General features: G+C 71.4%; 18 protein-coding genes. 3 read left to right on the forward strand and 15 right to left on the reverse strand.

The window, feature by feature from the left end; genetic code table 11:
- Window positions 1-4: 4 nt before the first annotated feature.
- The 4 genes from ADL03_RS09300 to ADL03_RS09315 form a co-directional block, all read right to left on the reverse strand.
- Window positions 5-691 (reverse strand): winged helix-turn-helix transcriptional regulator, encoded by a 687-nt coding sequence (locus ADL03_RS09300; RefSeq protein ID WP_231641686.1) that lies wholly within the window; start codon window positions 689-691, stop codon window positions 5-7.
- 25 nt (window positions 692-716) lie between these two features.
- A complete protein-coding gene (locus ADL03_RS09305) occupies window positions 717-1,154 on the reverse strand; it encodes a hypothetical protein (RefSeq protein ID WP_197288218.1) in 438 nt (145 codons plus the stop codon).
- Between the two features lie 53 nt (window positions 1,155-1,207).
- Window positions 1,208-2,272, reverse strand: coding sequence for a cobalamin-independent methionine synthase II family protein (locus tag ADL03_RS09310; RefSeq protein WP_053732967.1), 1,065 nt, complete (start codon window positions 2,270-2,272; stop codon window positions 1,208-1,210).
- A gap of 129 nt (window positions 2,273-2,401) precedes the next feature.
- A complete protein-coding gene (locus ADL03_RS09315) occupies window positions 2,402-3,067 on the reverse strand; it encodes an SGNH/GDSL hydrolase family protein (RefSeq protein WP_053732968.1) in 666 nt (221 codons plus the stop codon).
- 533 nt (window positions 3,068-3,600) lie between these two features.
- Between ADL03_RS09315 and ADL03_RS09320 the strand changes: the two genes are divergently transcribed.
- Together ADL03_RS09320 and ADL03_RS46795 are read left to right on the forward strand one after the other, a co-directional pair.
- Entirely contained in the window at window positions 3,601-4,449 is an 849-nt protein-coding gene (locus ADL03_RS09320; RefSeq protein WP_063798519.1) for an SAM-dependent methyltransferase, read from the forward strand.
- The gene (locus ADL03_RS46795; protein ID WP_157528389.1) at window positions 4,446-5,204 is read left to right on the forward strand and encodes a hypothetical protein; all 759 of its coding nucleotides are present in this window, start codon (window positions 4,446-4,448) and stop codon (window positions 5,202-5,204) included. The genes ADL03_RS09320 and ADL03_RS46795 overlap by 4 nt, the downstream gene beginning before the upstream one ends.
- A gap of 61 nt (window positions 5,205-5,265) precedes the next feature.
- Here ADL03_RS46795 and ADL03_RS09330 read toward each other — a convergent pair whose 3' ends face one another.
- The 3 genes from ADL03_RS09330 to ADL03_RS09340 all read right to left on the reverse strand — a co-directional run bounded on the left by ADL03_RS09330 (window position 5,266) and on the right by ADL03_RS09340 (window position 14,506).
- The gene (locus ADL03_RS09330; protein ID WP_231641688.1) at window positions 5,266-6,849 is read right to left on the reverse strand and encodes an aldehyde dehydrogenase; all 1,584 of its coding nucleotides are present in this window, start codon (window positions 6,847-6,849) and stop codon (window positions 5,266-5,268) included.
- Window positions 6,850-6,860: 11 nt separating this feature from the next.
- A complete protein-coding gene (locus ADL03_RS09335) occupies window positions 6,861-14,126 on the reverse strand; it encodes a type I polyketide synthase (RefSeq protein ID WP_053732972.1) in 7,266 nt (2,421 codons plus the stop codon).
- Between the two features lie 134 nt (window positions 14,127-14,260).
- Window positions 14,261-14,506: a hypothetical protein gene (locus tag ADL03_RS09340; RefSeq protein ID WP_197288219.1), complete on the reverse strand. Its 246-nt coding sequence runs from the start codon at window positions 14,504-14,506 to the stop codon at window positions 14,261-14,263.
- A gap of 185 nt (window positions 14,507-14,691) precedes the next feature.
- On the opposite strand from ADL03_RS09340, the gene ADL03_RS09345 reads away from it, so the two are divergent.
- A complete protein-coding gene (locus ADL03_RS09345; RefSeq protein WP_053732973.1) occupies window positions 14,692-15,438 on the forward strand; it encodes an alpha/beta fold hydrolase in 747 nt (248 codons plus the stop codon).
- Window positions 15,439-15,481: 43 nt separating this feature from the next.
- Here ADL03_RS09345 and ADL03_RS09350 read toward each other — a convergent pair whose 3' ends face one another.
- The 8 genes from ADL03_RS09350 to ADL03_RS09385 form a co-directional block, all read right to left on the reverse strand.
- Window positions 15,482-17,938 carry an NB-ARC domain-containing protein gene (locus tag ADL03_RS09350; RefSeq protein ID WP_053732974.1) on the reverse strand — a complete coding sequence of 819 codons (2,457 nt, stop codon included), beginning with the start codon at window positions 17,936-17,938 and terminating at the stop codon, window positions 15,482-15,484.
- Between the two features lie 185 nt (window positions 17,939-18,123).
- Window positions 18,124-18,627 carry a beta-carotene isomerase domain-containing protein gene (locus ADL03_RS09355; RefSeq protein WP_053732975.1) on the reverse strand — a complete coding sequence of 168 codons (504 nt, stop codon included), beginning with the start codon at window positions 18,625-18,627 and terminating at the stop codon, window positions 18,124-18,126.
- Window positions 18,620-19,231 carry an acetoacetate decarboxylase family protein gene (locus tag ADL03_RS09360; protein WP_053732976.1) on the reverse strand — a complete coding sequence of 204 codons (612 nt, stop codon included), beginning with the start codon at window positions 19,229-19,231 and terminating at the stop codon, window positions 18,620-18,622. The genes ADL03_RS09355 and ADL03_RS09360 overlap by 8 nt, the downstream gene beginning before the upstream one ends.
- Complete coding sequence (locus ADL03_RS09365) at window positions 19,228-20,637, reverse strand: carotenoid oxygenase family protein (RefSeq protein ID WP_082373007.1); 1,410 nt, start codon at window positions 20,635-20,637, stop codon at window positions 19,228-19,230. Before ADL03_RS09365 ends, ADL03_RS09360 begins: the two co-directional genes overlap by 4 nt.
- The gene (locus ADL03_RS09370) at window positions 20,634-21,797 is read right to left on the reverse strand and encodes a lycopene cyclase family protein (protein ID WP_053732999.1); all 1,164 of its coding nucleotides are present in this window, start codon (window positions 21,795-21,797) and stop codon (window positions 20,634-20,636) included. The genes ADL03_RS09365 and ADL03_RS09370 overlap by 4 nt, the downstream gene beginning before the upstream one ends.
- Window positions 21,798-21,889: 92 nt before the next feature.
- Window positions 21,890-22,846 carry a hypothetical protein gene (locus ADL03_RS46800; protein ID WP_053732978.1) on the reverse strand — a complete coding sequence of 319 codons (957 nt, stop codon included), beginning with the start codon at window positions 22,844-22,846 and terminating at the stop codon, window positions 21,890-21,892.
- On the reverse strand, window positions 22,836-24,197 hold the full coding sequence (locus ADL03_RS09380) for an NAD(P)/FAD-dependent oxidoreductase (protein WP_053732979.1): 1,362 nt from the start codon (window positions 24,195-24,197) through the stop codon (window positions 22,836-22,838). The genes ADL03_RS46800 and ADL03_RS09380 overlap by 11 nt, the downstream gene beginning before the upstream one ends.
- A 7-nt stretch (window positions 24,198-24,204) precedes the next feature.
- On the reverse strand, window positions 24,205-25,173 hold the full coding sequence (locus tag ADL03_RS09385) for a lysylphosphatidylglycerol synthase domain-containing protein (RefSeq protein WP_157528393.1): 969 nt from the start codon (window positions 25,171-25,173) through the stop codon (window positions 24,205-24,207).

Below are 25,173 nucleotides of genomic sequence, written 5' to 3' on the forward strand. Positions count from 1 at the left end.
GGTCTCAGTCGACCAGTCCGAGCAGCCGCGTGCACCGGTGGATCGCCTCGTTCGGACCCTCGATCTTGACCGCGCCGGTGACGATCGCGTCGAACGGGGTCAGCATCCGCGCGCCGATGCGGATGAACGTGTCGGGCTCGCAGGTGATGCGCAACGTCGGCGCTTCGGCGGCGGCACGGGAGAAGGTCACCTGACCGGCGCGCACCTCGATCGTGAACACCTCCTCACCGACGTCGAACTGGTACACCTCGTCGACGGCCGGGACGCGGTCGCGCACGATCATCGACTGCACCGCGAGGAAACCCCACTCCGCGCGCACCACCCCGGTGCCGGCGTCGCCGAGGAACCCCATGCCCCACTTGGCGAGACCGAGCACCGGCTCCCGCAACTCCTCGCCGAGCGCCGTGAGCCGGTACAGCTTGCCGCGGCCGTCACCGGGCACCGCCGCCTGCTCCACCACGCCGTGCGTCACCAGCGTCCGCAGCCGGTCGGCGAGCAGGTTGGGGCCGATGCCCGCGAGGTTGTCCATCATGTCGTTGAAGCGGGCCGGGCCGATCAGCAGCTCGCGGACGACGAGCAACGTCCACCGCTCGCCGACGACGTTCAGGCCGCCGGCCAGTCCGCAGAACTGCCCGTAGTCCCGCTTGGCCGCCATGTCACCCCGCCGTTGCCGCAGGTTCGCTTGCGACATAGACGGTAACATTCCAGCTGTCGGGTCACGCCGGTACGAGCGCGCTCCTGCGCCGCAGCACCACGGCCACGACCATCGGCACGAACACGACCGCGTTGTAGAACAGGTGCAGCTCGACCCGCGGGACCAGCAGCTGCACCAGGCTGGTCGGCACCGGGCGCCCTGCGAGGTGGTGCCCGGTCAGTGCCTGGAGCAGTAGCAGCAGGTGCTCGAAGTGGTGCCACACCTGGATCCACAGCGCCACGGTCCACCAGGTCCGCGCACGTCCCGTCATGCCGGGCCGCAGCAGGACGAGACCGGCCAGCATCACCAGGGCGTACCCGTAGTGCAGCCACTCGGAGTGCACCAGCCACGGAAACGGCATGCCCAGCACGCCCAGCGCGTGGTGCACCGGCCAGCCCAGCACGTAGATCTGGTAGGCCTGCGCGAGGTGCTCGGCCCAATGGGCGATCACCACCACCATGAACCACCACAGCGCCGTCCCGTGCCGACGACCGTTCAGCGCGGCCCACACCGTTACCCGCCAAGCACTTCAGCGGCGAGGCGAGTTCCCTCCACCCGTGCCGCGATCTTGGCGAACGCGATGTCGCGCGACGTGGACGTGTCGTCGGCGAACGGGGCGAAGCCGCAGTCGTCGCACGTGCCGAGCTGCTCGGCCGGGAGGTACCGCGCCGCCTCCAGCACGCGGTCCCGGACCTGCTCCGGTGTCTCGACGACCGGATCGATCGGGTCGATCACGCCGACGAAGACCCGCTGACCGGGCCGCAGGTGCGAACGCACCACCTCCAGCACCCTGCCGGGGTCGGGCTCGCTCGCCAGCTGCAGGTAGAAGGCTCCGACGTGCAACCGGAACAACGACGGGAGCAGCTCGGCGTAGTCGACGTCCAGGCTGTGCGTCGAGTCCTGGTCGCCTCCCGGGCAGGTGTGCACGCCGATCCTCGCCCGCTCGGAGTCGGAGAACCGGTCCAGCACCTCGTTGTTCAGCGCGACGAACTGGTCGAGCAACCCCTTCGACGGGTCGAGCTTGACCGCCAGGCGCCCCTCGGTGAAGTCGAGCTGCACCGAGGTGGCACCGGCCTCCAGGCTGGACCGGATGTCCGTCTCCGCCTGATCGGCCAGATCCGCGAGGAACGCTTCCCTCGGGTACCCCTCGACACCCCCCGCCGGGTACAGCAGGCTGAGCGCGGACGGGGCGATGACCGGCTGCTTCACCGGCAGGTCGGTGTGCTTCTTCGCCTGGCGCACATAGCTTTCCGCAAAGGTGGCATACCGGAACGGCCCCTCGCTCAGCGAGGGCAGCGTCCTGGTGTGCCCGTCCGCGAACGGGATCACCACACCTTCCGGAACCAACGTGGTGACGCCCGCGACGGGGTACGTGGCGAAACTCGGCTTGAGCTGCTCGCCGTCCGTGATGACGGGAGAGCCCGTCGCCTCGAACCTCGCGATGGTGTCCTTCACCGCTTCTTCTTGCGCTGCTTGAAGTGCGGCGTCGTCACCGCGCCCCCGGCCGCGGTCTTCCAGCGCCTGGACCAGGCTCGGCGGCCTCGGGATGCTGCCGATCGGTTCGGTGGGAATTGTCATAGCGATCGTCCTCCCCGATCGCAACGTAGCACCGCGCCACGAGGCTCGGAACCGGACGAACACCTTTGCACCCGTACGGTTGAAACCTCGCCCGGAAGAGGCGCTGTGCCTCGACGACCGGCTGCGTGATCAGGCGACCAGGTTCAGCCAGGCCTCGGCCAGGGCGCTGTGTCCGGCCGGGGTCGGGTGGATGCCGTCGTCCGACCAGCGGTCCGGCTCGCCCAGCTCGGCGAACAGGCGGTCGGCGGTGAGCAGCTCGGCGCCGTGCCGGGCGGCCAGCTCGTGGACAACCTCGATGTGCGGGTCCAGGCCGGCCCGCCACCGCTCGCGCTCGTCCGGGCCGATCCGCACCCGGTGGGGTCCGGTGTCGAGGTGCAGCTCACGCTCGATGACGCCCTCGACCGGCAGCAGGAACGGCTCCACCAGGATCAGCGGTGTGCCCGTGAGCGGTGCCAGCAGGCGCTCGTAGGTGGCCGCGAACTCCCGCACCGGGGCCCGTCCGGCGCCGGGAACCATCGCCGGCAGGTCGACGTCGTTGATGCCGACGAGGATCGACAGCACGTCCGGGCGGGCGTCGAGCACCTCCGCCTGCCAGCGGGCCTCCAGGTCGGCGACCGTGTCGCCGGGGTAGCCGGTGTTGAGCCAGGTCATCGGGCGGTCGGGGTGCTCGAAGCACCACCGGCCGGCGACCTGCAGCGGGTAAGCGGCGCGGTCCCCGCCAGGCGGGCGCCAGAGGCTGGTGATGGAGTCACCGGTGAACATGACCCTGCTGCCGGAGTCGAGTGTGATCGTCATGGTCACGACCCCTGGTCCGATGCGCTGACAGGCCCCGCACGCCGAACTGGCAGAGAACCGGTTGACGTGCCAGCTGACTCCCAGGCCGTTGGCAGAGATGTCCTTCAGGCCGTGCCGACGTGGTTTTCCACCGGCGCGCCGTCAGCCGATGTCGGATGCTGCCGATGCGGTGCCTGACGATCGTGCGGACCCGCGTGTCGCTCCTACCTTCGGTTGAGGAAGTTCACCTCACCGAACAGGAGTCGTCGTGCGCGTGCTGTGCACCGTCACCGGATCGCCGTCCCACGTCCGTTCCATGCTGCCGTTCACCCGTGCGTTGCGCGCGGAAGGCCACCGCGTGCTGGTGGCCGTCCCACCCGAGCTCGCCGGGGTGCTGGCGGGCGAGGACGTCGAGGTAGCAGCTGTCTTCCCCAGCCTTCAGCGGTTCGTCACGGAACGGATCCAGTCGAAGGACACCGACCTGCCTCCGCTCGCACCTTCCGACACCACGGCAGCCCGACCCTCTGCGGGTGGCACAACGGGGTGGAGGCGTCATGGCCGGACGAGGACTGCCGACAGGCGTCGGCATGACGGCGTTGTACGTGGTGCTGGAACGCCGCGTGGAGAACGCGCGCACAGATCGCCTGTTCCACGACCCGTTCGCCGCCCGCTTCCTGACCGCCCTGCGCGGCGCCCCGTCCATGGCCGCCACCGCCGCGTTCAGCAACGTGTCCGGTTTCCTGCGCGGCTACATCCCGCTCCGCACCTGGTTCTACGACACCTGTGCGCTTGAGGCCGCCCGCACCACCTGCCGCCAGGTGGTGCTGCTGGGCGGCGGCTTGGACACGCGCGCCTTCCGGCTCCAATGGCCCGAGGGCACCAGAGTGTTCGATGTGGACAGTCCCGCGATGCTCGCGCTGCAAGCGGACGTGGTCGCCTCCGCCCACCCGACCTGCTACCGCAGCCCGGTTGCGGTCGAGGACCTGTCCGGCCTGCGGACGGCTCTGCACTCGGCGGGCTTCAACCCGGACGAGCCGACCGCGTGGGTGCTGGAGGGCTTGCTGTCACGGTTGAGCGAAGCGGAGAACGACGAGGTGATGGCGGAGATCACCGGTCTGTCCGCCTCCGGGAGCAGGCTGGTGGCAGACCACTTCAACCACGCGATACGCCGCAACCCGCGCTTCTGCGTGGCGGAGCAGCTGCTGACGGTCCTGGGGCCGATCTGGAAGTCCGCGAAGGACGACGTGATCGCCTGGCTCGCCACCTACGGCTGGAACGCCCAGGTGATGTCCCCCGACCGCCCCGCGGCGACCGCGGCCCGCCGCCTGCCGCCGGTGCTGGACCGGCACCTGGTGGACCCGGGACGCGTGTGGTTCGTGCGCGCGGCCATCACCCGGCCGTGACCTGGCCTTCCGCGACGCGCGAACTTCCTCCTTTCGTGTCATCCACCGCAGATTCCTCCCGGAATTGCCTGACACTGGGCATCATGGCGATCACTCGACGTATGTTTGTCGGCGGCGCGATGGCGGCGCCCGTTCTCGCGCAGCTGCACGGAGAGGCATCCGCGAACGCGAGTCCGACGGCTGACGCGACGTTCACCCTGCTGGATGGGCTGGGTGAGATGCGGCTGACCGATGTCGCGCGCGAGCGGCTCGCGACGCAGCAGATCGAGGTGCAGGCCTTGGCGCCGGCCACCGCCATCACGGGGGCTGACGGCACGACCGTTGTGGGCGTCAAGCTGCCGCCCGAGTACAGCACGGGCTCGATCAGCCCGGTGGGACAGCCCGCGAAGGGTTCCGGACGCGCGCTGGGCGGGGTGGTCCTGCGCAACTCGAAGGCGCGGATGGAGATCGCCGGCATCCGGGCGTCGGTTCCCGACGGGCGGGTCTTCGCGTTCTTGAAGATCAACGACCAGTGGGTCGGCGAGCTGCCGTTGTACGCCAGCGACGTGAGTGCGGTGCGGCTGTCCGTGCAGCCGGGGGCGCCGGGGCAGCCGACCGTGATCAAGGGCAGCGACATCCCGATCACCCCCACCCAGGAGGGCGTGGACGCCTTCACGAAGGCGTTCGGCGTTGCGTTGTTCGCCGTGACGGACACGGTGTTCACTGCGACGGGTGGGGGTCGCGCGTGGCCCCTGCCGTCCTCGCTGCCTGCCTGACCATCCCGAAAGGACGAACACCGGCGCACGGAGGGTTCTCCCGGTGCGCCGGTGTCCGGTGTCAGTTCATGCCGATGACGGCTTCCCACGGATGGGTCCTGGTCGTGGCGATGGCGACGGCTTGGAGGCGGCTGGCGCGCAGGAACGGGTAGGCGGCCTCGCCGTGAGTACCTCCGCTGTGCCCGGTGCCGCCGAGGCCGGGCGTGTACGGGACGTGGGCCATGTGGGAGTCGTTGACCTTGAGCACTCCCCCGTTGGTCACCGCCGTGGTGAACCGCTCGATCACCTCTCGGCTCTCCGCCCACAGGGAGTTGCGCAGGCCGAACCTGTTGCCGTTGAGGAAGGCGGTGCAGCGGTCGAGCAGGTCCGGGCCGTCCTGCGGCACCACCACGGACAGCAGCGGGAAGAAGCACTCCTCCCGCACGGCGGCGAGGGTCTCGGCGAACTCGAAGCCGTTGACGCGCAACACGGTCGGTTCGATGAACAGTCCCTGGGCATCGGGTTCGCCGCGCAGGTTGACCTGCGCGCCGCCGCAGACCTTCGTGGCGCCGGCGCCCAGCGCCTCGTCGAGGCAGCGCCTGAAGGCCGTGGCGCGCAGAACGGGACTGAGCACCGTGTCGGAGTCTTCCGGGTCGCCCGGTCGCAACGCGGACGCGGCGTCGCGCAGCCGGGTGAGCAGCTCATCGGCGATGGCGGGGTGGACGACGGCGTACTTCGGGCCGATGCAGGCCTGGCCCGAGGCGTAGAACGACTCGATCAGCGCCGCGGTGGCGTGGTCGAGGTCGGCGTCGTGCCACACCAGCAGGCCGTCGTTGCCGGACAGCTCCAGGATCGCCCGCTTGCCCCGCTCCACGCATTCGCGTTCCAGTGCCAGCCCGCGGGCGCTGGAGCCGAAGTAGTAGATGGTGTTCACCAACGGGCTGTTCAGCCACTGCCGCATGGTGACGTCGAAGTCGGCGCACAGCACGTTGATCGTTCCCGGCGGCGCACCGTGTGCCTCCAGCACCGGGATGATGATGTTGTGCAGCGCGTGTGCCAGCGAGCTGGCGCAGCTGCGCGGTACCCGGATGACCACGCTGTTGCCCGTCAGCAGCACCAGCGAGGCGATCAGCCCGTACAGCGGGATGTTGGCGGGCGGGTCGACGCAGACCACACCGTCGGGCTGGCGTTGCAGCACGATCGTGTGGTGCGGGGTGGTGATCTCCTGCCGGAGCAGGGAACGGGCCAGCTCCAGGCTTTCCGGGCGGACGAGGTCCAGCACCGCGTTGAGCTGGGCCTCCGCCAGCAGCCGCGGGCACCCCTCCATGCGCATCAGCCGTGCGAGCTCTTCGCGGTGTTCGAGGAACCCCTGGTACAGGTCGCCGATGCACGCCAGGCGGTCGGCGAACGGCACCAGGCGCAACCGTGCCGCTGCCTCGGCTGCCGCCCGCAGCGCTGCCTGCCCCTGTTCGGGTGTGGACAGCGCGACCGAGCAGAGGATGTGCGGGTGGGCGTGCAGCTCCTCCTCGGTGCCCTCGCGGAGCAGGCGGAACAGCGAGGTCGCGGTGGCCCCGTCCGGGTTCAGGACGGCGCGGACGCTCATGCCGTACGCGCGTTCGTCGGTGTCCACGAACTCGCCGCCGATGTAGAGCGGGAAGTGCCTCACGGTCGTCTGGGTCACTGGTTGCCCTCGGTCTTGAAGTAGGTGGCCAGGGAACGGGCCAGGTCGTCGATGCCGCTGCTCGCGACCACCCGCATGACCGGGATCTCCCTGCCGAACCGGCGCCGCATCTTGGTGACCAGCTCGGCGCCCATCAGCGAGTCCACCCCCAGCTGGTCCAGCGGCCGGTTGCGGTCGATGCGGTCCGGTGCGACGCCGAGCACCTCGGCGAGCGACTTCACGATGTGGTCGGCGACGAGCTCGATCGTCTCGTCCACCGACGCCTCCCGCAGCCGGGCGAGCAGGTCGTCGTCCTCGTCGTCAGCGGCCTGTTCACCGCCTGCCAGCTCGCCGAGCCTGGGTGTGGTGAGGTGGGAGTAGAGGCGGCGCAGGAACTGGCCGTCGTGGCTCCACACCAGCGCGACCTCGGGGCCGCCGACCAGGTCGTCCAGCGCCTGGCGCACCTGGCGCAACGGCAGCAGGGCCAGGCCCGCCCTGGTCACCGTCTTGGCGGTGGCCTCGTTGCGCGCGATGTAGCCGACCTCGGCGAGGGCACCCCAGGCGATCGTCTGCCCGGCCAGCCCCCAGGTGCGGCGGGCACGGGCCAGTGCTTCCAGGAAGAGGTTCCCGGCGCAGTAGGCGGCCTGCCCCGCGTTGCCGACCACGGCCGCCCCCGAGGAGAACATGAGGAACAGGTCGAGGTCGTGGCCACGGGTGAGGCGGTCGAGGACCATGGCGCCGGCCATCTTCGGCGCGAGAACGGCGCGGAACCGCTCCGGCGTCAGGTCCCTGATCATCGCGTCGTCGAGCACCATCGCCGCGTGCACGACGCCGCGCAGCGGGGCGCCACCGCCGTCGATGGAGTCGATGACGGCGCGCATCGCGGACTCGTCTGTCACGTCGGCGGCGTGCACGGTCACCGCCACGCCCCGTGCGGTCAGCTCGGCGACGAGGTCTCCGGCCTCCGGTGCGGCCGTTCCCCGCCGGTTCACCAGTGCGAGGTGTCCGGCCCCGCGGTCCGCGAGCCAGCGCGCCGTCTCGGCGCCGAACCCGCTCGCGCCGCCGGTCACCAGGTAGGTGCCGGACGGGTCGGGAGCGAAGCCGCTCGGCTGGGCGGCCCGCTCGACCGGTGGGCGCCGGTCGAAGGTGACGACCAGCTTGCCGATGTGCCGGGAGTGCTGGAGGGACCGGAACGCCTCGGCGGCCTGGGCGGCCGGGAACGCCCGGTACGGGACCGGGCGGACAGCTCCCGACTGGACGTGCTCGATGATCTTGCTGTGCTCGGCGGCGATCTCCGGCAGGCGCTGGCTCCCCAGCTGGTCGACGTCCACGACGAAGTAGCTGATGTTGTTGCGCAACGGGAACAGCGAGACGTTGCGGTCGCTGTAGAGGTCGCGCTTGCCGAGCTCGACGAACCGGCCGCCGAACCGCAGCAGCTCCAGGCTGCGGCCGATGAACTCCCCGCCCAGCGAGTTGAGCACGACGTCGACGCCCTGCCCGTCGGTGACGGCGAGCACGTCGGCCACGAAGCTGAGACTGCGCGAGTCGAAGACGTGCTCCACGCCGAGCAGCCTGAGGAAGTCGCGCTTCTCCTCGGTGCCCGCGGTGGCGATCACCGTGGCACCCAGGTAGCGGGCGCACTGGAAGGCGGCCAGCCCGACACCACCGGCGGCGCCGTGCACCAGGACCGTCTCGCCCTTGGCGAGCTTGGCCTGGCGCACCAGCCCGTAGCTCGCGCTGATCAACGCGACGGGCATGGTCGCCGCCGAGACCAGGTCGATCCCGTCGGGCACCGGTCCCACCAGGTTCTCGTCGGCCAGCACGTGCGAGGCGAAGGACCCGGCGACGGACCCGAAGACCCGGTCACCCGGCCGGTACCGCGTCACGCCGGGGCCGACCGCCGTGACCACGCCCGCGCACTCGCCGCCGAGGTGCGTGCCGGTCATGCCGGCCTCCACCACCCACCCCGGCAGCAGTCCGACCGCGAGCAGCGCGTCGCGGTAGTTGATGCCCGTCGCGTGGACCTCGACGGCAACCTGACCCGGACCGGGTCGCGGCATCTCCGCGGCCACCCACGCCAGCTCGTAGGAGGGCCCCGCGTCCCGGGCGACGAGCCGGTACGGGGTGGCGGGGTCGTCGGCCGGTGGTGGCGGCAGGTCGCGCAGACGCGGCACGAACCGGCCCGACGCGGTGAGCACCACCTCGTCCTCGTTCGTGGGGTCGAGGAGCTCACGTGCGACCCGGTCGACCGGGACGTCACGCCCGGCCGAGACACGCCGGATGTCGATCAGGCTGTGTTCGGCGGCCACGGTGCGGGTGGCGCCCCAGAACGCCGCGTCGGCCGGGTCCGTCGCCCCTTCGGGCGCCGGGTTGGCCCCGCAGGGGCGGCTGACCAGCCACAGCCGCGTCACCGCGCCCGCGGGGAGCTCGGCCGACCTGACCGCGAGCGCGCGCACGAGCTCGAACCGCCGGGTGGTCGCCTCGACGGCGGCCAGCGGATCCCGCTCGGTCCCGGCGAGCACGAGCACCACGTCGGTCTCGGCGGCGGTGAACCAGTCAGCCGGGCCGCTGACGGCGGTCGTCCGCACCGCGTCGGCACCCAGCCCCGCGAGCCTCGTCGTGAGCGCGGCGGCCAGATCGTCGTCCGTGTCGTCCTCAGCGACGACCACGACACGGCTGGTCGGCGCGGTGCCCGGCGCTTCCGGCAGCGAGGCGGTGCGCGGCATCCTGCTCGCCGTCGTCAACGAGCACAGCTCCCCTTCGAGCACCGTTCGCGCGGCATGGAAACCGTTGCCTGGCAGCAGATCACGCCACTGCTGAGCGGACAGCAACGGCGAGGCGGGCCGCAGGCCGAGATCGGTCATCGACCAGAACTCCGGCACCAGGCCGAACGGCAGGGCGAGCAGCACCGGGTCGTGGGCCTCGACGAACAGCAGGCGTCCGTTGTCGGTCAGCACCTCCGACAGCGCACTCAGCGCGGCACGCACGTCCTTGGCCGCGTGGAGGGCGTGCCCGGCCACCACGACGTCGAAGCCACCGGCCTCGATGTCGGGCCGGTCGAGGTCCAGGGTCCGGTACTCGACGAAGTCGTACCGCCCGAAGCGTGCCTCGGCCGAGGTGAGGAAGGACTGCGAGACGTCCGTGAACACGTATCGGGTGCGGTCCCTCGGCAGGACGGGCAGCAACGCCGCGGTCAGCGCACCGGTGCCGCCACCCACCTCCAGGATCCTCAGTGGACGGTCCGCGGGCCACGCCTCGGCCAACGCACGCACCACCTCCGCCGCGGCGTGGTTGCAGGACCGCAGCGCCGGAGACAGGTCGTAGTAGTGGGTGAGGGTGTCACTGCCGTGCGCGGGGAGGAGGATGTCCAGTGCGTCGCGTTCACCGCGCAGCAGCTCGGCCAGGTGCATGCCGCACCGGCCGAACAAGGTCAGGTCCGGGACGTGCTCGGGGAAGTCGGCGACCAGGCCCGCGAACACGGGCTCGGCGACGTCGGGGCGGATCCGCCAGCGGGTGCGTCCCTGGAACTCGCCGGACCACTCCAGGTGGTCGTGGTCGGCGGCCAGTCCGGTCAGCAGGTCGAGCAGGCGTCCGAACTCCGGCCGCACCCCGGCGGCCAGCAGGTCGTCGACGAAGAACGCCTCCGCTCCGTCGAGAATGGTGGTGAACGCGCGCACCGTGAAGGCGGCGGCCGCCGCGAGCCGCCGTCGCCTCAGCTCCGCGTAGCCGGTGACCGGCCGCGCCTCGACCTGGGGCGACGGGCAGGGCACCGCCGCGGTGGGCGGCAGGCCGCGCGGTGCGGCGCGGAGCTCGGTGTGCTGGCGCCGGACCACGCGCCGGCTGGGCACCTTGACCCGCAGGAACCGGCAGTCGAGCAGCTCCAGCTGCACGGTGCCGGCGTCGTCGGTGAGCGTGATGTCGGCCGAGGCCCAGGACTCCGAGAGCGTGCGGCAGCGGAAGTGCACGGCGCCGGTCTTGGTGGGCGCGTTCCACAACCGGGCGGAGCCGACCGCCACGGGCATGTAGGAGTCCTCGTCGGCGACGTGGCCACGGCGCATCCGGCCGAGTTGGATCGCGGCCTGCGGGGCCACGTCGGTCCACGCCGGGTGCGCGTGGAACCCGGTGAAGTCCAGGTGGCCGCAGTCGTAGTCGGCGAGGACCTCCGTGCCGTCCACCCACAGGTCCGAGATGACCAGGAAGTCGGGGCCGTAGCCGAGACCGATCCGCTCGCCGTCGGCGTACAGCGTCTCCCGGTCCACGTGCTCGCCCCTCTCGGCGAACCGTGCCCGCAGTGCGGCCAGGTCGAGTGGCGGCGGGGCGGAGGCGACCCGGCGGCGCACCCGCCCGCGTGCGTGGGTCACCCACATCTGCCTCTCGGCCGAGCAGGTGGCGACCCGGAACACGCCGTCCTCTTCGGACAGTGACACCTGCATGCGGGGCAACACCGACTCGTCGTCGGGAGCCACCATCGGCTTGGTGATGTGCAGCTCCCTCACCTCCGCCGGTCCGTCGAACACGAGCTGCCCGGCCGCCCAGCCCATCTCCAGGTAGCCGGCCGCCGGCATGATCGGCGTCCCCGCCGCCCGGTGGCCGGTCAGCCACGGCCACCGCGCCGGGTCCACGGTGGTCTGCCACGTCGGGTCGGAGACGGCGACCCGGTCACCGAGCAGCACGTGCTCGGGCGGCGTACCGGTACCACCCCAGGTGTGGTGGCCGCCCAGCCAGAACCGCTCGCGTTGCCACGGGTGAGCGGGCAACGGCACGACGCGGCCCCGGCGGGGGAAGAACCGTTCGGGGGCGATCGCCACGCCCGCGGCCAGCGCGGACTCCACCGTCCTCAGCAGCGCGGCCGCTCCTGGCTCATCGCGGGTGAGCGTCGGCAGCACGGCGAGCACGCCGTCCTTCGCGGCACGCTTCAGGTACGTCCGCAGCACCGGTTTCGGCCCGATCTCGATGATCGTGTCGAACCCGGCCGCGACCAGGTGGTCGGTGGCCGCGGCGAACCGGACGGGCTCACGAACGTTGCGCCACCAGTACTCCGCGTCCAGCCCCTCCCCCGCCAGGGGCTCGCCGGTGACCGTGGAGACGAAGTCGACGGTGGCGGGTTTCGGCGCCAGCCCGGCCAGGCCCGCCAGGAGCGAGGCACGCAACGGCTCCATCGCCGTGCTGTGGAACGGGTAGTCCAGTTCGAGCAGACGGCAGAAGACCTCGCGCTCGGCCAGCCGGTCGGCGAGGTCGTGGAGATCGGCTCTCGGCCCGGCGACCGTGACGTCGTTCGCGCTGTTGATCCCCGCGATCTCCACGCGCCCGTCGTAGCGCGCGAGCAGTGCCTCGATGTCCTCTGGCCCGAGGCTGACCGCGGCCATGGTGCCGGTGCCCGCGGTGGTCGCCTGGGCCTGGCTGCGCGCCACCACCAGCGCCACCGCCTGCTCCACGTCGTAGATGCCGGCGGCGAAGGCGGCGGCGACCTCACCCACGCTGTGGCCGTACACCGCGTCCGGACGCAGGCCGTGTTCCGCGAGCACCGCCACGATGCCGGCCTGCACCGCGAACAGCACGGGCTGGATCACCGCGGTGTCGTGGAACCGCGGCTCGGCCGACCGCAGTTCATCAGCGACCGTCCAGCCGACGAGCGGCGCCAGCACGGCGTCGATCCGGGCGAGCGTGCCGGCGAACACCGGGTCGGTGTCGAGGAGATCAGCCGCCATGCCGGGCCACTGCGCGCCATGACCGGAGAAGGCGAAGGCGACGCGGCCCCGCTCGGTCGCCTGCTGCGGCGGAACCAGCTTCGCCAGCCGTCGACGCGCCTCGTCCGCATCGGCGGCGAGCACCACGCGGCGGTAGGCGTGCTTTCCCCGTCGCACGGACGAGGTGTAGGCGAGGTCGGCGAAGTCCGTGCAGTCGGCCAGACAACGGTCCATGCGGGACACCGCCTCGGCGAGGGCCGCCTCGCTGTGCGCCGAGACGACGACCGGCACCGCCGTTTCCACGCGCAGCGCGGGCGGAGCCGCGGGTGGTTCCTCCAGGACGACGTGCACGTTCGCACCGCCGAACCCGAACGAGTTCACACCGACCAGCCGGCCCGCCACCGGCCGCGACCGCTCCACCGGTGTCAGCGCCAGGCCGTCGAAGTCGATCTCCGTGCTGCGCGGGCTCGCATGCGGGGTCGCGGGGATCTCGCCGTGCCGCAGCACGAGGATCGCCTTGCACAGCCCCGCCATGCCCGACGCCGGTTCGAGGTGCCCCAGGTTGGCCTTGACCGAGCCGATCGGGAGCGCGGCGCCGGACCGGCGAAGGCCGAGGGCGTTCCCGATCGCCCGGCACTCGACCGGATCGCCGATCGGCGTCCCGGTGCCGTGCGCCTCCAGGTAGGCCAGGTCGTCCGGGTCGAGGCCGAACCGGTCGTAGACCTGGCGCAGCAACGCTTCCTGGGCCTCGCCGCTGGGCAGCACCAGTCCGCTGGTGTGCCCGTCGCTGTTCGTCCCGGACCCCGCGATCACGGCGTGGACGCGGTCCCCGTCGGCCACCGCGTCGGCCAGGCGCTTGAGGACCAGCACGCCACCGCCCTCGGCACGGACGTACCCGTCGGAAGCAGCCGAGAACGGGCGGCAACGCCCGGTCGGCGACAGGAACCCCGCCTTGGCGAACCCGACGTAGGTGATGGGGTTGAGCAGCAGGTTGACCCCGGCCGCGAAAGCGACCTCCCCACCGCCGTGCCGGAGGTGCTCGCAGGCCAGGTGGACCGCGTTCAGCGACGAGGCGCACGCCGTGTCCACCTTCAGGCTGGGCCCGTGCACGTCGAACTGGTAGGACAGCCGGTTCGCCGTGTTGGACAGGGCGGCTCCGGAGTTCGTGTAGGGCCCGACCGCGGACGGCATCAGCATCTGCTGCCCGCCGTAGTCCAGCGCGGACACACCGACGAACACCGCGGCGTCCGTACCGGCCAGCGCACTCGGGTCGATCCCGGCGTCGTCGAGCGCCTCGACACCCAGTTCCAGCAACAGCCGCTGCTGCGGGTCGATGCACACCGCCTCGCGCGGGCTGATCCCGAAGAAGTCCGCGTCGAACCCGGTGATGTCGTCGAGGTAGCCACCCGCGAACGTGTAGGACTTGCCCGGCCGCAGCTGGTTGGAGTCCCAGTACCGCTCGACGTCGAACCGGTTGGGCGGCGGCGCCCCGACCGCCTCGCGCTCCGCGGCCAGCAGGGCCCACAGCCCGTCCAGATCGCTGACTCCACCGGGAAAACGACACGCCACGCCCACGATTGCGATCTTGTCCAGCACGCCGGGATCATTTCGGACCCGGAGCGCCGAATCCACGCTGGCACAGGCGCTCACCGGGATAATCAACCCATCAGGTGACGTGCGCCGCCGGTGCTCCCGGTGCCGGATCCCCGGCAGGAACCGCGGGGCAGGCTCTAGTCGAGGCGCTCGAAGGCACTGCGCTCGGTTTCGAGCTCCTCCCACGTGACCTCTCCCAGCAGGAGGTCCTGAATGGTGTGACCGGTCGCGGGCGCGAGCTCCGCGAAGGTGGTGCGGCGGCGAGCCGCCTTCGCGATCCGCATGCCGAGCTCGCCGGGATCGAGGTCGCGGATCTCCCGGCGGGAGAGGCGGACGGCGACCAGGTCCTCGTCGCCTGCGACAGTGCGGTCCTGCAGCAACATGTCTGCTCCTCGGGGAGTGATGGGGTGGCCTTCGCACATCAAGCACACCGCATCGACGTCGCCGCCACCACGCAGGAACGGCGGCAGGACCGACCGGCAGTTCCTGCAGATGTGGTCACGGTGCAGGTGAGCCGCCCGGAAGACGTCGTCCCTGTCTCACAGGTCCTGGGCACTACCATCGTGGCGTGACGACGATCTTGGTGCACGGGAACCCGGAAACCGACGCGATCTGGGGTCCGTTGACCGAGGCGCTGGGGCGCGATGACGTCGTGTGCCTCTCACCGCCGGGATTCGGCGCCGAACTGCCCGAGGACTTCGCCGCGACACATCTGGCCTATCGCGACTGGCTCGTGGCGGAGCTGGAACGTCTCGATGAACCCGCTCACCTCGTCGGGCACGACTGCGGTGGTTTCCACGTCGTGAGCGTCGCGATGCACCGGCCGGATCTGGTGCGCAGCTGGGTCAGCGACGTCGTCGGCGTCTTCGACGAGGACTACGTGTGGCACGACAGGGCCCGGATGTGGCGGACACCAGGACTCGGTGAGGAACTCGTCGCCGCCATGTCGGGCAGCACGGTCGAGGAACGCGCCGCCGGACTGCGCGCGGTCGGCATGAGCACGGACATCGCGACCGCCATCGCCGAACACCAGGGACCGGCCATGGGACGGGCGGTGCTCGCCCTCTACCGGTCGCTCGGGCCGGAAGCGCTGGCTGAGGCGCGCCGCGACCTCGGCAAGGCCGCCGCCCGGCCGGGACTGACGATCCTGGCCACCGAGGACACGTACGTGGGCAGCGAGATCAGCCGCCGACGCGCCGCGCAGCGGGCGGGGGCGCGCGTCGAGGTGCTGGACGGGCTCGGTCACTGGTGGATGGTGCAGGACCCGAAGCGCGGCGCGGAGGTGCTGGCCCGGTTCTGGAGGTCCGTCGGGTAGCCGGCCAAGCCGCGGGACTTCACTCACCTCACCGCGGCAGCGCCTACGAGGCGTTGAGCTGTTCGGTCAGGTTCTTCCGCAGCTTCGCGGCCTCGGCGGGGTCGAGCCGGTCGCACAGCGACATCGCGCGCTCGCGTTCGCCTCGCGCGGCCACCGGATCGCGCAGCTGGTCGGACAGCTCGGCCATCTCGGCCAGCACTTCCACCTGGGACTGCGGCAACCCGGCCCGCTCGAACAGGTCGAGCGCCTCGGCCAGCCTGGCGTGCGCCTGCCGGAGCTCGCCCTTCTGACGCAGGAACTGGCCGCTGGCCTGGAGCGTGCGGGCTCGCCCCATCGTCCCGCCGTGGCGTTCGAACAGGTCGAGCGCCATGTCGAGCTGACCGAGCGCCCGGTCGACCTGGTCCAGCGCGGCCAGGTTGTGCGACGAACGCAGCAGCAGGTTCGCGTAGTTGATGTCGTCCGACGGGGTCTTGCGGCCGTCGTACGGGTGCTCGAAGTACTGAAGGCAGACGGCGTACTGCTCGGCAGCCTCCTCCGTCCTGCCGATCTCGTGGAGATAGCCCGCCAGCATGAAGCGCGCCAGGTTGACCCCGAGCCGGTAGTCGGCCTGCTCGAACAACCGCACCGCCTCGCCCATCAACTCGGGGTAGTCGACCGGGGTGCCGGAGCTGAGCTTCGTGTTCGCGAGGTAGACGCGCGCCCAGGCCTCGTGGACCGCGTTGCCCTGCGCCGCCGCGGCGTCGATGGCCTGCTGCGACAGCTCGACGGCCTCGTGGGTGTCCAGGCCCATCTGGGACCGGCGCACCCAGGACAGGTAGTGGCGGTGCACGGCCTCGTAGAACCGGTGGTCCGTCGCGACCGCCGACCTCACCGCGACGTCGAGCAGGTCCCAGACGGTCTCGGTGCCGCCCAGCTCCGCGTACCAGTGCATGACCGCGGCCAGGTCGAGCACCTTCTGGTGTTCGCCACGGTCGAAGCTGCTCTTCACGGCGGCCAGCCAGTTCTGCGCCTCCTCCTCCAGCCAGCGTCCGGCGCCGAGGTGGTCGCTGAACGACGGCGTCGCGGCCGGTGGCACGACCACCCCGTCGGTCGGCGCGAAGTAGCAGCCCGCCGCCGTCGCCGTGCGCATCAGCCAGTCGACGAGGCGGTTCTCCGCCTCGGCCACGGCGTCTGGGGTCTCCTCCTGGGCCAGGCGCTCCCCCGCGAACACCCGGAGGAGGTCGTGGAACTGGTAGCGGCCATAGGGTTGTGATGGTTGCAGCAGACTCGCGTCGGCGAGCTCCTCCAGCAGGATGGCGGCGTCGTCCTCTTCCGGCGCGTCGATCAGGGCCATCGCCGCACCCGCCGAGAAGTCCGCCGCCGGCACCAGCGAGAGCCTGCGGAAGGCCGTGGCCGCGTTCGGGGAGAGCTGGCGGTAGGACAGGTCGAACACGCTGCGGACGTCCAGATCACCGGCGGTCAGCGCGGTCAGTCGCCTGCTCTGGTCGCGGAGCTGGCCGATGAGGTGGGTCAGCGGCCACACCGGCCGGCTCGCGAGGCGGTTGCCGATGATGCGGATCGCGAGCGGCAGCCGCCCGCACAGCTCGACGAGCTCGCTCGCCGCCGCACGTTCCTGCGCCACCCTCGTCGGCCCGATGACGCTCGACAGCAGTGCGACGGCGTCGTCGTGGTCGAGCACGTCCAGGCTGATCCGCTGTACACCGTGCAGTCCCACCAGCAGGTGCCGGCTCGTGATCACGGTGAGGCAGCGCGGCCCGCCGGCCAGCAGCTGGCGCACCTGGGCTTCGTCGGCCGCGTCGTCGAGGACGATGAGGCTCCGGCGGTCCTGGAGCAACGACCGGCACAGGCTCGCCCGTTGCTCGGGCTCGGCCGGGATGTGTGCGGCGTTGATGCCCAGCGACCGCAGCAGCAGGTGCAGCACCTCGCTGGGCGGGTTCGGCTGGGCCGACATGCCCCGCAGCTTCAGGAAGTGGCAGCCGTCGGGGAACTCCGCGGCGAGGTCACGGGCCGCGCGCACCGCGAGACTGGTCTTCCCGGTGCCGGGAGGCCCGCTCAGCACCACGTACCGGCCCGAGCGCCTGCTCGGGTCCGTCAGCTCGGCGGCGATCGCGCTCAGCTCGTCGAGTGCGTGCTCACGGCCGGTGAAGTCGTTGAGGTCCGGCGGAAGCATGCCCAGCAGCAGCGGATCACCGATGCTCGGCGACGGCGTCCGCGACGTGGTCGTGGAGGTGGAGTAGGAGACCGGCCGGGTGCGCGCCTGCTTCGCGACCTTCTGCAGCCGGGTCAGTTCCTCGTCGGTCAGGGCCAGCGGCGGGGCGAGCGACTCGATCGTCCTGCGCTGCGGGCTCTTCGCCGTCCCCCGTTCCATGTCGCTGATGGCCCGGACGCTGATGCCGGACCTGTCGGACAGTTCTTCCTGGGTGAGGCCGGCTCGAACGCGGTAGGTCTTGAGCAGCTCCCTGAGCGTGTCGGAGGAGTCGTCCACGATCGGCCTCGTCATGGGTCGAATTATCCACACCCGCCAGAAGCGCTGTCGGCCGGTTCTGCCGGGCGTCCTGCCTGGTAGCGGCGCCGGATGTGGGGCGCAGCCAGCAGGTTCCGGCACGCTTCAGGAGGTCGTGTCGCCGACATCTCCCGGCGGAAACGGTCCGGCCATCACGCCGAAACGCGCCGGAAACCGGTTGTTCACCGGTTGACGGCGGAGGTGCCGAAGCGGATCGTGCAGCTGCCCGCCGTCAGGTCGGGACGCAGCTCTGTGGGCAACCCCACCTGCTCGGTGAAGAAACGCGCCGTCGGTGTCCGGCACACGCGCAGGCACGCCTGCTCACCGCCCTCGGCCAGGAAGCGGCACCGCGGGATCTCGACCGTCGTGGCGTCCCGGACCGCCATCGGCCCCACCAGCCAGCGAAAACCGACGGGCATCACCAGCACGACCACCCGCGCCAGCCGGTCCGGCCACCTGCGGGCGATCGGGCGCGACAGCGCGAGCACCGGGCGGGAGAACAGGTCCCTCAGGTCCGCGTCGATGATCGAACGTCGGCGTTCCTCGCCCGTCTCGGCGATCTGCCGGACCTGGTCCATGGCGCCCGCGTAGCCCGGCTGGCCGGAGCCGAACCCGGAGTTGCGGCGGCAGATGCGGCGGAACCTCGCCACCAGCAACCGGTCCAGCAGGTTCTCCCGCTCAGACATCGAACAGCGCCCGGAAGTCGCGCAGGCCCACGTGCGCGATCGCTTTGCCCCGGGCCAGGAAGTCGAGCTCCGGCAGGTCGGGGACGAGCGTGGCGCGGCCGAACGTCAGCCGGCACCGCGAACGCAACCTGGTGAACCGGCGCTTGCCGCCGAGGTCCTGCACCAGCCGGACGGTCAACGGCATGCTGAACGGCAGGGTCAGGCCTGACCGGAACGACCCGGTCACACCGCCCGCCTCGCCGACCAGCATCTCCAGCTCGGCGTGCGTCCCGTGCCGGAACGAGAACTTCGCCATCTCCTTCGGGATCCCCCACAACGCCCGGCCGCCCACCCGCGAGCGGTGGTCGTCCACCCAGATGGACACGGTGGTGAGGCAGATCTTGCGATCGGCCCGGCACAGCACGCCGACCAGGAACTCGCGGTACTCCAGGACGCTGCCCCGCTGGTAGTCGACCCACATGACGGCGGCGAACGCGGTTCCGGCGAGCGTGACCGGAACCACTCCGGCGGGCAGGCGCGGTGTCAGGGCGGCCGGGAAGCGGTAGATCCCGGCGTACGACTGGCCGTTGAGCCGCCACGGCGGCTGGGGGTAGTTCGTGCTCATCGGAAGTCCTTCTGTGCTCGGTTCTTCGTCGCCGGAGCCGCGTCCACCGAGCTGAGCTCGTCCGCCGTGATCCAGCTGGAGTGGAAGCCGTAGGGCACGCGGAACGGCAGGTGCACCACCGCCACCGGTACGCCGGTGAAGTCCAGTGCGTCCAGCACGACCAGATCGGACGTGTCCGTGCCGGGGTTCCAGCGGAAGTGCAGGATCCACCCGTCGTCCTCGCCGGCACCGCGGGGGACGAACACCGGTTCGCTGGGGACACCGCCGTCGTCGCGCGCCTCGGTGCGTTCAGCGACGTGGTCGTGCTTCAGCAACGCGTCCGGGGTGCGGTTCACGATCTGTCCGCTGACCGCGTAGTGGTAGCGGGCCGGCGCTCCGGTCCGGCGCGGGTCGGAGCGTGGCAGCTCCTGGGCGTGGTCGTCCACCTGTCGTTCCGTGGCACGGCCCGTGGCGAGGTCCGCGGTCCACTCCCACAGGACCGCCCCCTCGGTGATCGGCCCGGCGGCGGTGCCGGTGAACGCCTCGCGGTACCGCAGGGCGCGCACCACCACCCGGCTGCCCTGCTCGTGCGCGCTGACCACGTGGAAGACGAAGCACGGGTCGATGTCGAACCAGCGCAGGTCCCGCGCGGTACCGGCGCGCGGCAGGACGCCGAGTCTGGTGCGGTGCCGTTCGTGCCAGTGGAACGGGAACCGCCCGGTTGCCGCGTGGGCGAGGTCGAACCGCACCGGGAGGTCGAACAGGGCGACGTGGTTGCGGGTCAGCGCGAAGTCGTGCACCATCGGCCGGCCCCCGAGCGGCAGGCGCTCCAGCTTGCGCACCTCGCCCTGCGGGCTCACCACGATGTAGTCGGCCTTGGTGCGCAACGGCGAGTACGCGATGGCCACCAGGTCGCCCGTCACCGGGTCGAGCTTGGGGTGGGCCGCGAAACCGCGCGGCAGCGTGCCTCCGAGATCGGTGTACGCCACCGTGTTCAGCTCGCTGTCGAGCCGGACCGGGACGCACCCTGTTTCGACGAGCGCGAGCAGCATGTTGCCGTGGTAGACGACGTTGGTGTGCACGGTGTCGTTGAAGAAGTGCCGAGGGCCGGGCGGGCGGGGTACGCCGAGGTGCCTGGCGGCGCGGCGCGAGCGGATCCAGCGGTTGCGGAACCACAACGCGTCACCGTCGCTGAGCCGCACCCCGGACACCATGCCGTCCTGGGTGAACCACGAGTAGTCAGCTGCCCCGCGTTTTCTGGGCTCCTGCACCGGGTTCGGTCCGATCTGGGTGAACAGGCCGTCGAGCTCGGGCGGCAGCGTGCCGCTCACCCGCAGCCGGTGCACCGTTCGTTCGCCCAGCACCGGCGAGAAAGCGCCTTGCAGGAACATGCTCTCGGCGAGGTCGGGCAAGTCTGTCAGGCTCATGCCGCCGCTCCGGGTACCCGCGGATCCAGTGCCGCGAGAACGGTGCGCAACCGCACCGGCCAGTCCGCGCGGACGAACATGGCGCTCATCGCGTGCAGCGTGCCCAGCAGGTCCGTGCGACCGGACAGGTAGGCGCGCTGGTGGTGCTCGGGCAGCTTGAAGTAGGCGTCGAAGAAGCGCGGCACGTCCCTGGGCGGCATGGCGAGCACCGCTTCCAGGCCACGGCGGCGCAGCCGGTGCACGAGCTTCGCCGGCGCGGGCCAGACGACCTTGCGGAAGGCGTTCTCGGCTGCCGCGGGACCGGCGGACAGAGACCGCGCGACGGCGGCGGCCGCGGACGAGGCGAGCTCCAGGGACGTGGCGAGGCCGTACCCGGTGGACGGGTGCGTCATCGCGGCGGCGGCGCCGAACGACGGCACGCCTGCCGAGCGGTGCGCCGGTTGTTCCACCGGGAAGTGGACCTTCTCCACCTCGACGTCGTCGGTCCGCACACCACGTGCGTGCAGCCGGCTCAGCAACCTGGTCCGCAACTCGCGCAGCGGAAGTCCGGGCCGGCGAGCCAGGGAGGTCTCCTCCAGCAGCACACGGCCGTCGCCCAGCGGCACGCCGTAGAGGAACGTCGGCCAGTCCGTTGCGGTCGCGGCGGGCTGGGTCCAGTCCATGAACAGCGCTTCACCCGGCCGCACCAGCTCGGCCACCCGTTCTTGCGGCAGCTTCAGCCCGTACGCGGTCTGCGCGGCGGGCACGTGACCGGCGGGTGCCCGGTGGTGCCCGCTCGCGTCGACGACCAGCGTCGCGGACAGCTCTCGTCCGCAGGCGAGGCGGACGGTCGTGCCGGCGGCACCGCGGATCGCGTGCACCGCTCGACCTCGGTGCACCACCGGGTCCGGTGCGGTGAGCCAGTCGCGCAGTCGTCCGGTGTCCACAACGGAGTAGGGCCGGGTGATGGTGTGTTCGGCGGTGGTGACGGCACGCAGCACGGATGCGGTGGCCGCGACCGGAACGCCCGCGGGCAGTTCGTCGGCCCACGCGCCGAACGTCTGGCGCCACGGCCGGTCCGGGTGCTCCTCCACCAGCACCACGCGCAGGCCCTGCCGGGCGCACTCGGCGCCGAGCGCACGACCCGCCGGGCCGGCACCGACGATGAGCACGTCGTTCATCTGCACGTCTCCATCCGGGGTGTTCGACAGCGGGGTGGTTGCGAAGCTAGCTCGCCGATCACCTGCCGTTCCAGCCGATCGGGACCGGTGTGTCAATGTGCGACATCCACGCCACGAACACCGTGCGGATGCCTGCGATCTCCCGGTGGAACGGCGGTGTGCCGGCCGGACCCGCTCAGCCAGCGCGCGTGTCCGGCGAGTGCGGACCGGATGCCGTTCAACACCAACCGCAGAGCCGCGCGTTCGGGGGCGCACCACGTCCTGGCCTGTTCCAGCGCCGACCGCTCGTGGCCGACGTAGTCCTCGCAGCGTGCCGAGATCTCGTCATCGATCCGCCGCACCGCCTGATCCAGCGTCAACGACTCGGTGCGCATCGCGATGAGCACGAGGTTCTCCAGGTCACCGGACCCGGCTTCTCGTTCCGCTGAGGCGATGTCGTTGCGCCACGCCGTGATGTCGCTCGCGGTGTGCACGATCAGGTGCCAGAGCAGTGATTCCGCGAACTCGTGCGGAAGCTGTACGTCGTGCAGGGGTTCCATGAGGTGGTAGAGGAACACCCCGTTGGTCCACGGCCTCAGGTCGCCGTAGCTCGCGCGGGTCGGCATGAGGCGTCTGCGCCGGGCCTCCGCCGCGAGCGCTTCACCGTGCCAGGCGAAGGCTTTGAGCGCACGCGCCTTCCACTCCTGCGACATGGGCTCGCTGACATCACGCCATTCCTCACCGACCGCTGTCGCGAGAGGACCCGCTGCGGCGCTGCCGGTCATCGCCGCGAGCAACGACCGGGACGTCCTGCCGACCTCCTCCGGATCCGCCTGGTCGTGGTCGGACCTGTCGTCCAGCCAGAACAGCACCGCGAACCAGCGGGCCAGCGCGACCAGGCGTTCGGTCCGCGCTGACGGCAGGACCCCGGCGGTCAGCCGTGCCACGCCGTCCCGCAGGACCTGGTCTTCCGGCAGCCCCGCCCGGCGCACCCACGAGGCGAGGTCGGCTTCGAGCAGCCCCGCGTGGGGGTGCATCGCCTCCGGCGCCAGGTCGAACTCACGTGGCATCAGGGATCTCCAATCGAGGGGAACGGTTCGCGCGCGTGCCGTTGACCCGCATCGCGCGTGCCACCAGAGCCGGGTCGGCCAGTGTCGACGGGTGCGCCGTCAGGAAGGTGACGGCGCGGACGGCGGTGCCGACCCGCACGTCCCGGACAGCGGCCGTCAGCACCTGCTGCACCTCCGACCTCCGCCCGGCCCGGTCGCCGCTGGAGGACGTGGTCCAGGCCGCCTCGACGACCACCTTCTGCAGCTCGAAGAACTCACGCGCGTGACGACCGGGATCCGGGCCGGACCGCAGGAACTCCGACAGGCAGGACGCGTGCAGTGCGGCCGAGGACATGCCTTGGCCGTGAACGGGGTTGAACGACGCGACGGCGTCACCGACGGCGACAAGCCTCGCGGGAAAGCGTTGCACTGACTCGAAGTGGCGCCACCGGTTGTCGGGGTGGCGGTACGGCACGACCTCGCCGACCACCGGTCCGCTGACGGCTTCCCGGAAGATCGGCGGGAGTGCGCGGCAGTGCTCCACGAAGTCGGCGGCGGTGATTCCCGTGTGGTGCACCATGACCGACCACCGCCGGCCCTCGACAGCCGTGGCGGCCGCCCCTCTGAGCGGCTCGACCGGCGCGTAGCGGGGCGAGCGGCGGTAGATCCCGGTGAGCGGTCCGGTCCAGCCCGCGGACCGCTCGAACCGCGCGGTGAGGTAGCGGATGTCGACCCGGAGGCGTTCCAGCGGCGGTGCGGCCCAGCCGCCCTCGCCCAGCCAGTCGCCGATCCGGCTCGACCGGCCGGTGGCGTCGACGACGAAATCGGTGCCGGTGACGGTCTCGGCGCCACCGGTCCGGTAGCGCACCCCCACCACCTCGTCGCCGTAGTACTGCAGGCCGGTGGCTTTTCCTCCGACGAGCCGGACGTTCGGCAGTGCCAGGGTGCGCCGCCGGATCAGGCGTTCGAGGAACGGCCGGGTGCTCGACATGACCGCCGCGTTGGGCGTGACTACCTGCGTCACGTCGTCCACGTGGTCGACGAACCGGTCCGGCTCGCACCACACGGCGCCCGCGCCGAGCGCTTCCGCCACCAGTCCGGGGTAGAAGCGTTCGATCTGCCGCTGGCCACCCGGCAGCAACGCGTGCGCCTGAGAGCCCTGCGGCACCCCGGGACGCACCTCGCCGGCCGAGCCGGCGCCGTCGGGTTCGATGATCACCACCCGGTCGGCGTGGTCGGCCAGCACCCGCGCGGCGAGCAGGCCCGCGACACCACCGCCCAGCACGTGCGCCACCGCGAAATGGCGTTGTGCGCCGGTCGGAACCTCAACGGTGCTCAGCCGCTCGAAGATCCGGGCGGAAGGATCCGGCATGTTCCCCTCACCCACCGGCAGCGGCCTGGCGGGCCGTGCGATCGCGCCGCAGGGTCCACCACATCCAGCAAAGGCCGCCCACCAGTGACTCCAGGCAGGTGGTGAAGAGCGTGAACAGCAGCACGCCCGCTGCCGCCTCAGGACCCGCGTGACCCCACGAGAGCAGCAGCGCCAGGGTTCCGCCCTCGGTGACACCGGTGGCTCCTGGCGTGATCACCACCAGCGTGAGCATCCGGCTGACCGCGAACAGCACCACCGCCGAACCCGGTTCCACCCACGTTCCCGCCGCGGCCAGGCACGCCCACAGCAACGCACCGTGCAACACCGACACGACGCACGTCGCGATGGTCATCTGCCGCCAGTTCCGCTTGACCACGGTGAAGGCGAGGTCGGTGACGCCGGGGAACGCGCTGCCCAGGCGGTCGCCGAGCAGGCGGGTGAGCAGTCGCGTGACCAGGTCGATCGTGCGCCTGCGGGTCAGCACGACCCCACCGGCGACGAGCGCGGCCGCGGCCGCCAGTCCGTACCAGAGCACCTGGTTGCCGGTGTGGAAGCCGAACCCGGCGGCGGCCAGCAGCACGAGCGACGGGAACACCAGGCGGCCGACGAGGTTCCAGACGCCGGTCAGCGTCACGGACACCCCGATCGCCGGCACGCTGTGGCCCCAGCTGGTGCCCATGAGGAACGCCGTGGTGGTGCCGACCACGCCGCCGAGCGGGACGACGTTGCTGACCGCCGTGCCGACCGCGGCCAGCTGGAACGCGTGCGACTGCGTCATCCCCGGCAACGAGCCCGTGATGACGTAGTTCCCGCACCACAGCACCGCCATCGCCAGGACCGTCAACCCGGCCAGCACCACGGGTTCGACCTCCGCCAGCTCGGCGCCGACGGTCGGCAGGTCCACGCCGGACATGCCCGGCAGGACGATCACCAGCAACGCCACCGCGAGTCCGGTCGACGCCACCGACACAAGCAC

Origin of the sequence: Nocardia sp. NRRL S-836, assembly GCF_001279525.1 — a bacterium.
In the GTDB taxonomy this organism is placed as follows: Bacteria; Actinomycetota; Actinomycetes; order Mycobacteriales; family Pseudonocardiaceae; genus Lentzea.

Bases quoted from the DNA above. Each gene is read 5' to 3' on its own strand.
- ADL03_RS09300 (WP_231641686.1), bottom strand. From the start codon at position 691: ATGTCGCAAGCGAACCTGCGGCAACGGCGGGGTGACATGGCGGCCAAG.
- ADL03_RS09305 (WP_197288218.1), bottom strand. From the start codon at position 1,154: ATGGTGGTGGTGATCGCCCATTGGGCCGAGCACCTCGCGCAGGCCTAC.
- ADL03_RS09310 (WP_053732967.1), bottom strand. From the start codon at position 2,272: ATGACAATTCCCACCGAACCGATCGGCAGCATCCCGAGGCCGCCGAGC.
- ADL03_RS09315 (WP_053732968.1), bottom strand. From the start codon at position 3,067: ATGACGATCACACTCGACTCCGGCAGCAGGGTCATGTTCACCGGTGAC.
- ADL03_RS09320 (WP_063798519.1), top strand. From the start codon at position 3,601: ATGGCCGGACGAGGACTGCCGACAGGCGTCGGCATGACGGCGTTGTAC.
- ADL03_RS09340 (WP_197288219.1), bottom strand. From the start codon at position 14,506: ATGTTGCTGCAGGACCGCACTGTCGCAGGCGACGAGGACCTGGTCGCC.
- ADL03_RS09350 (WP_053732974.1), bottom strand. From the start codon at position 17,938: ATGACGAGGCCGATCGTGGACGACTCCTCCGACACGCTCAGGGAGCTG.
- ADL03_RS09355 (WP_053732975.1), bottom strand. From the start codon at position 18,627: ATGTCTGAGCGGGAGAACCTGCTGGACCGGTTGCTGGTGGCGAGGTTC.
- ADL03_RS09360 (WP_053732976.1), bottom strand. From the start codon at position 19,231: ATGAGCACGAACTACCCCCAGCCGCCGTGGCGGCTCAACGGCCAGTCG.
- ADL03_RS09365 (WP_082373007.1), bottom strand. From the start codon at position 20,637: ATGAGCCTGACAGACTTGCCCGACCTCGCCGAGAGCATGTTCCTGCAA.
- ADL03_RS09370 (WP_053732999.1), bottom strand. From the start codon at position 21,797: ATGAACGACGTGCTCATCGTCGGTGCCGGCCCGGCGGGTCGTGCGCTC.
- ADL03_RS46800 (WP_053732978.1), bottom strand. From the start codon at position 22,846: ATGCCACGTGAGTTCGACCTGGCGCCGGAGGCGATGCACCCCCACGCG.
- ADL03_RS09380 (WP_053732979.1), bottom strand. From the start codon at position 24,197: ATGCCGGATCCTTCCGCCCGGATCTTCGAGCGGCTGAGCACCGTTGAG.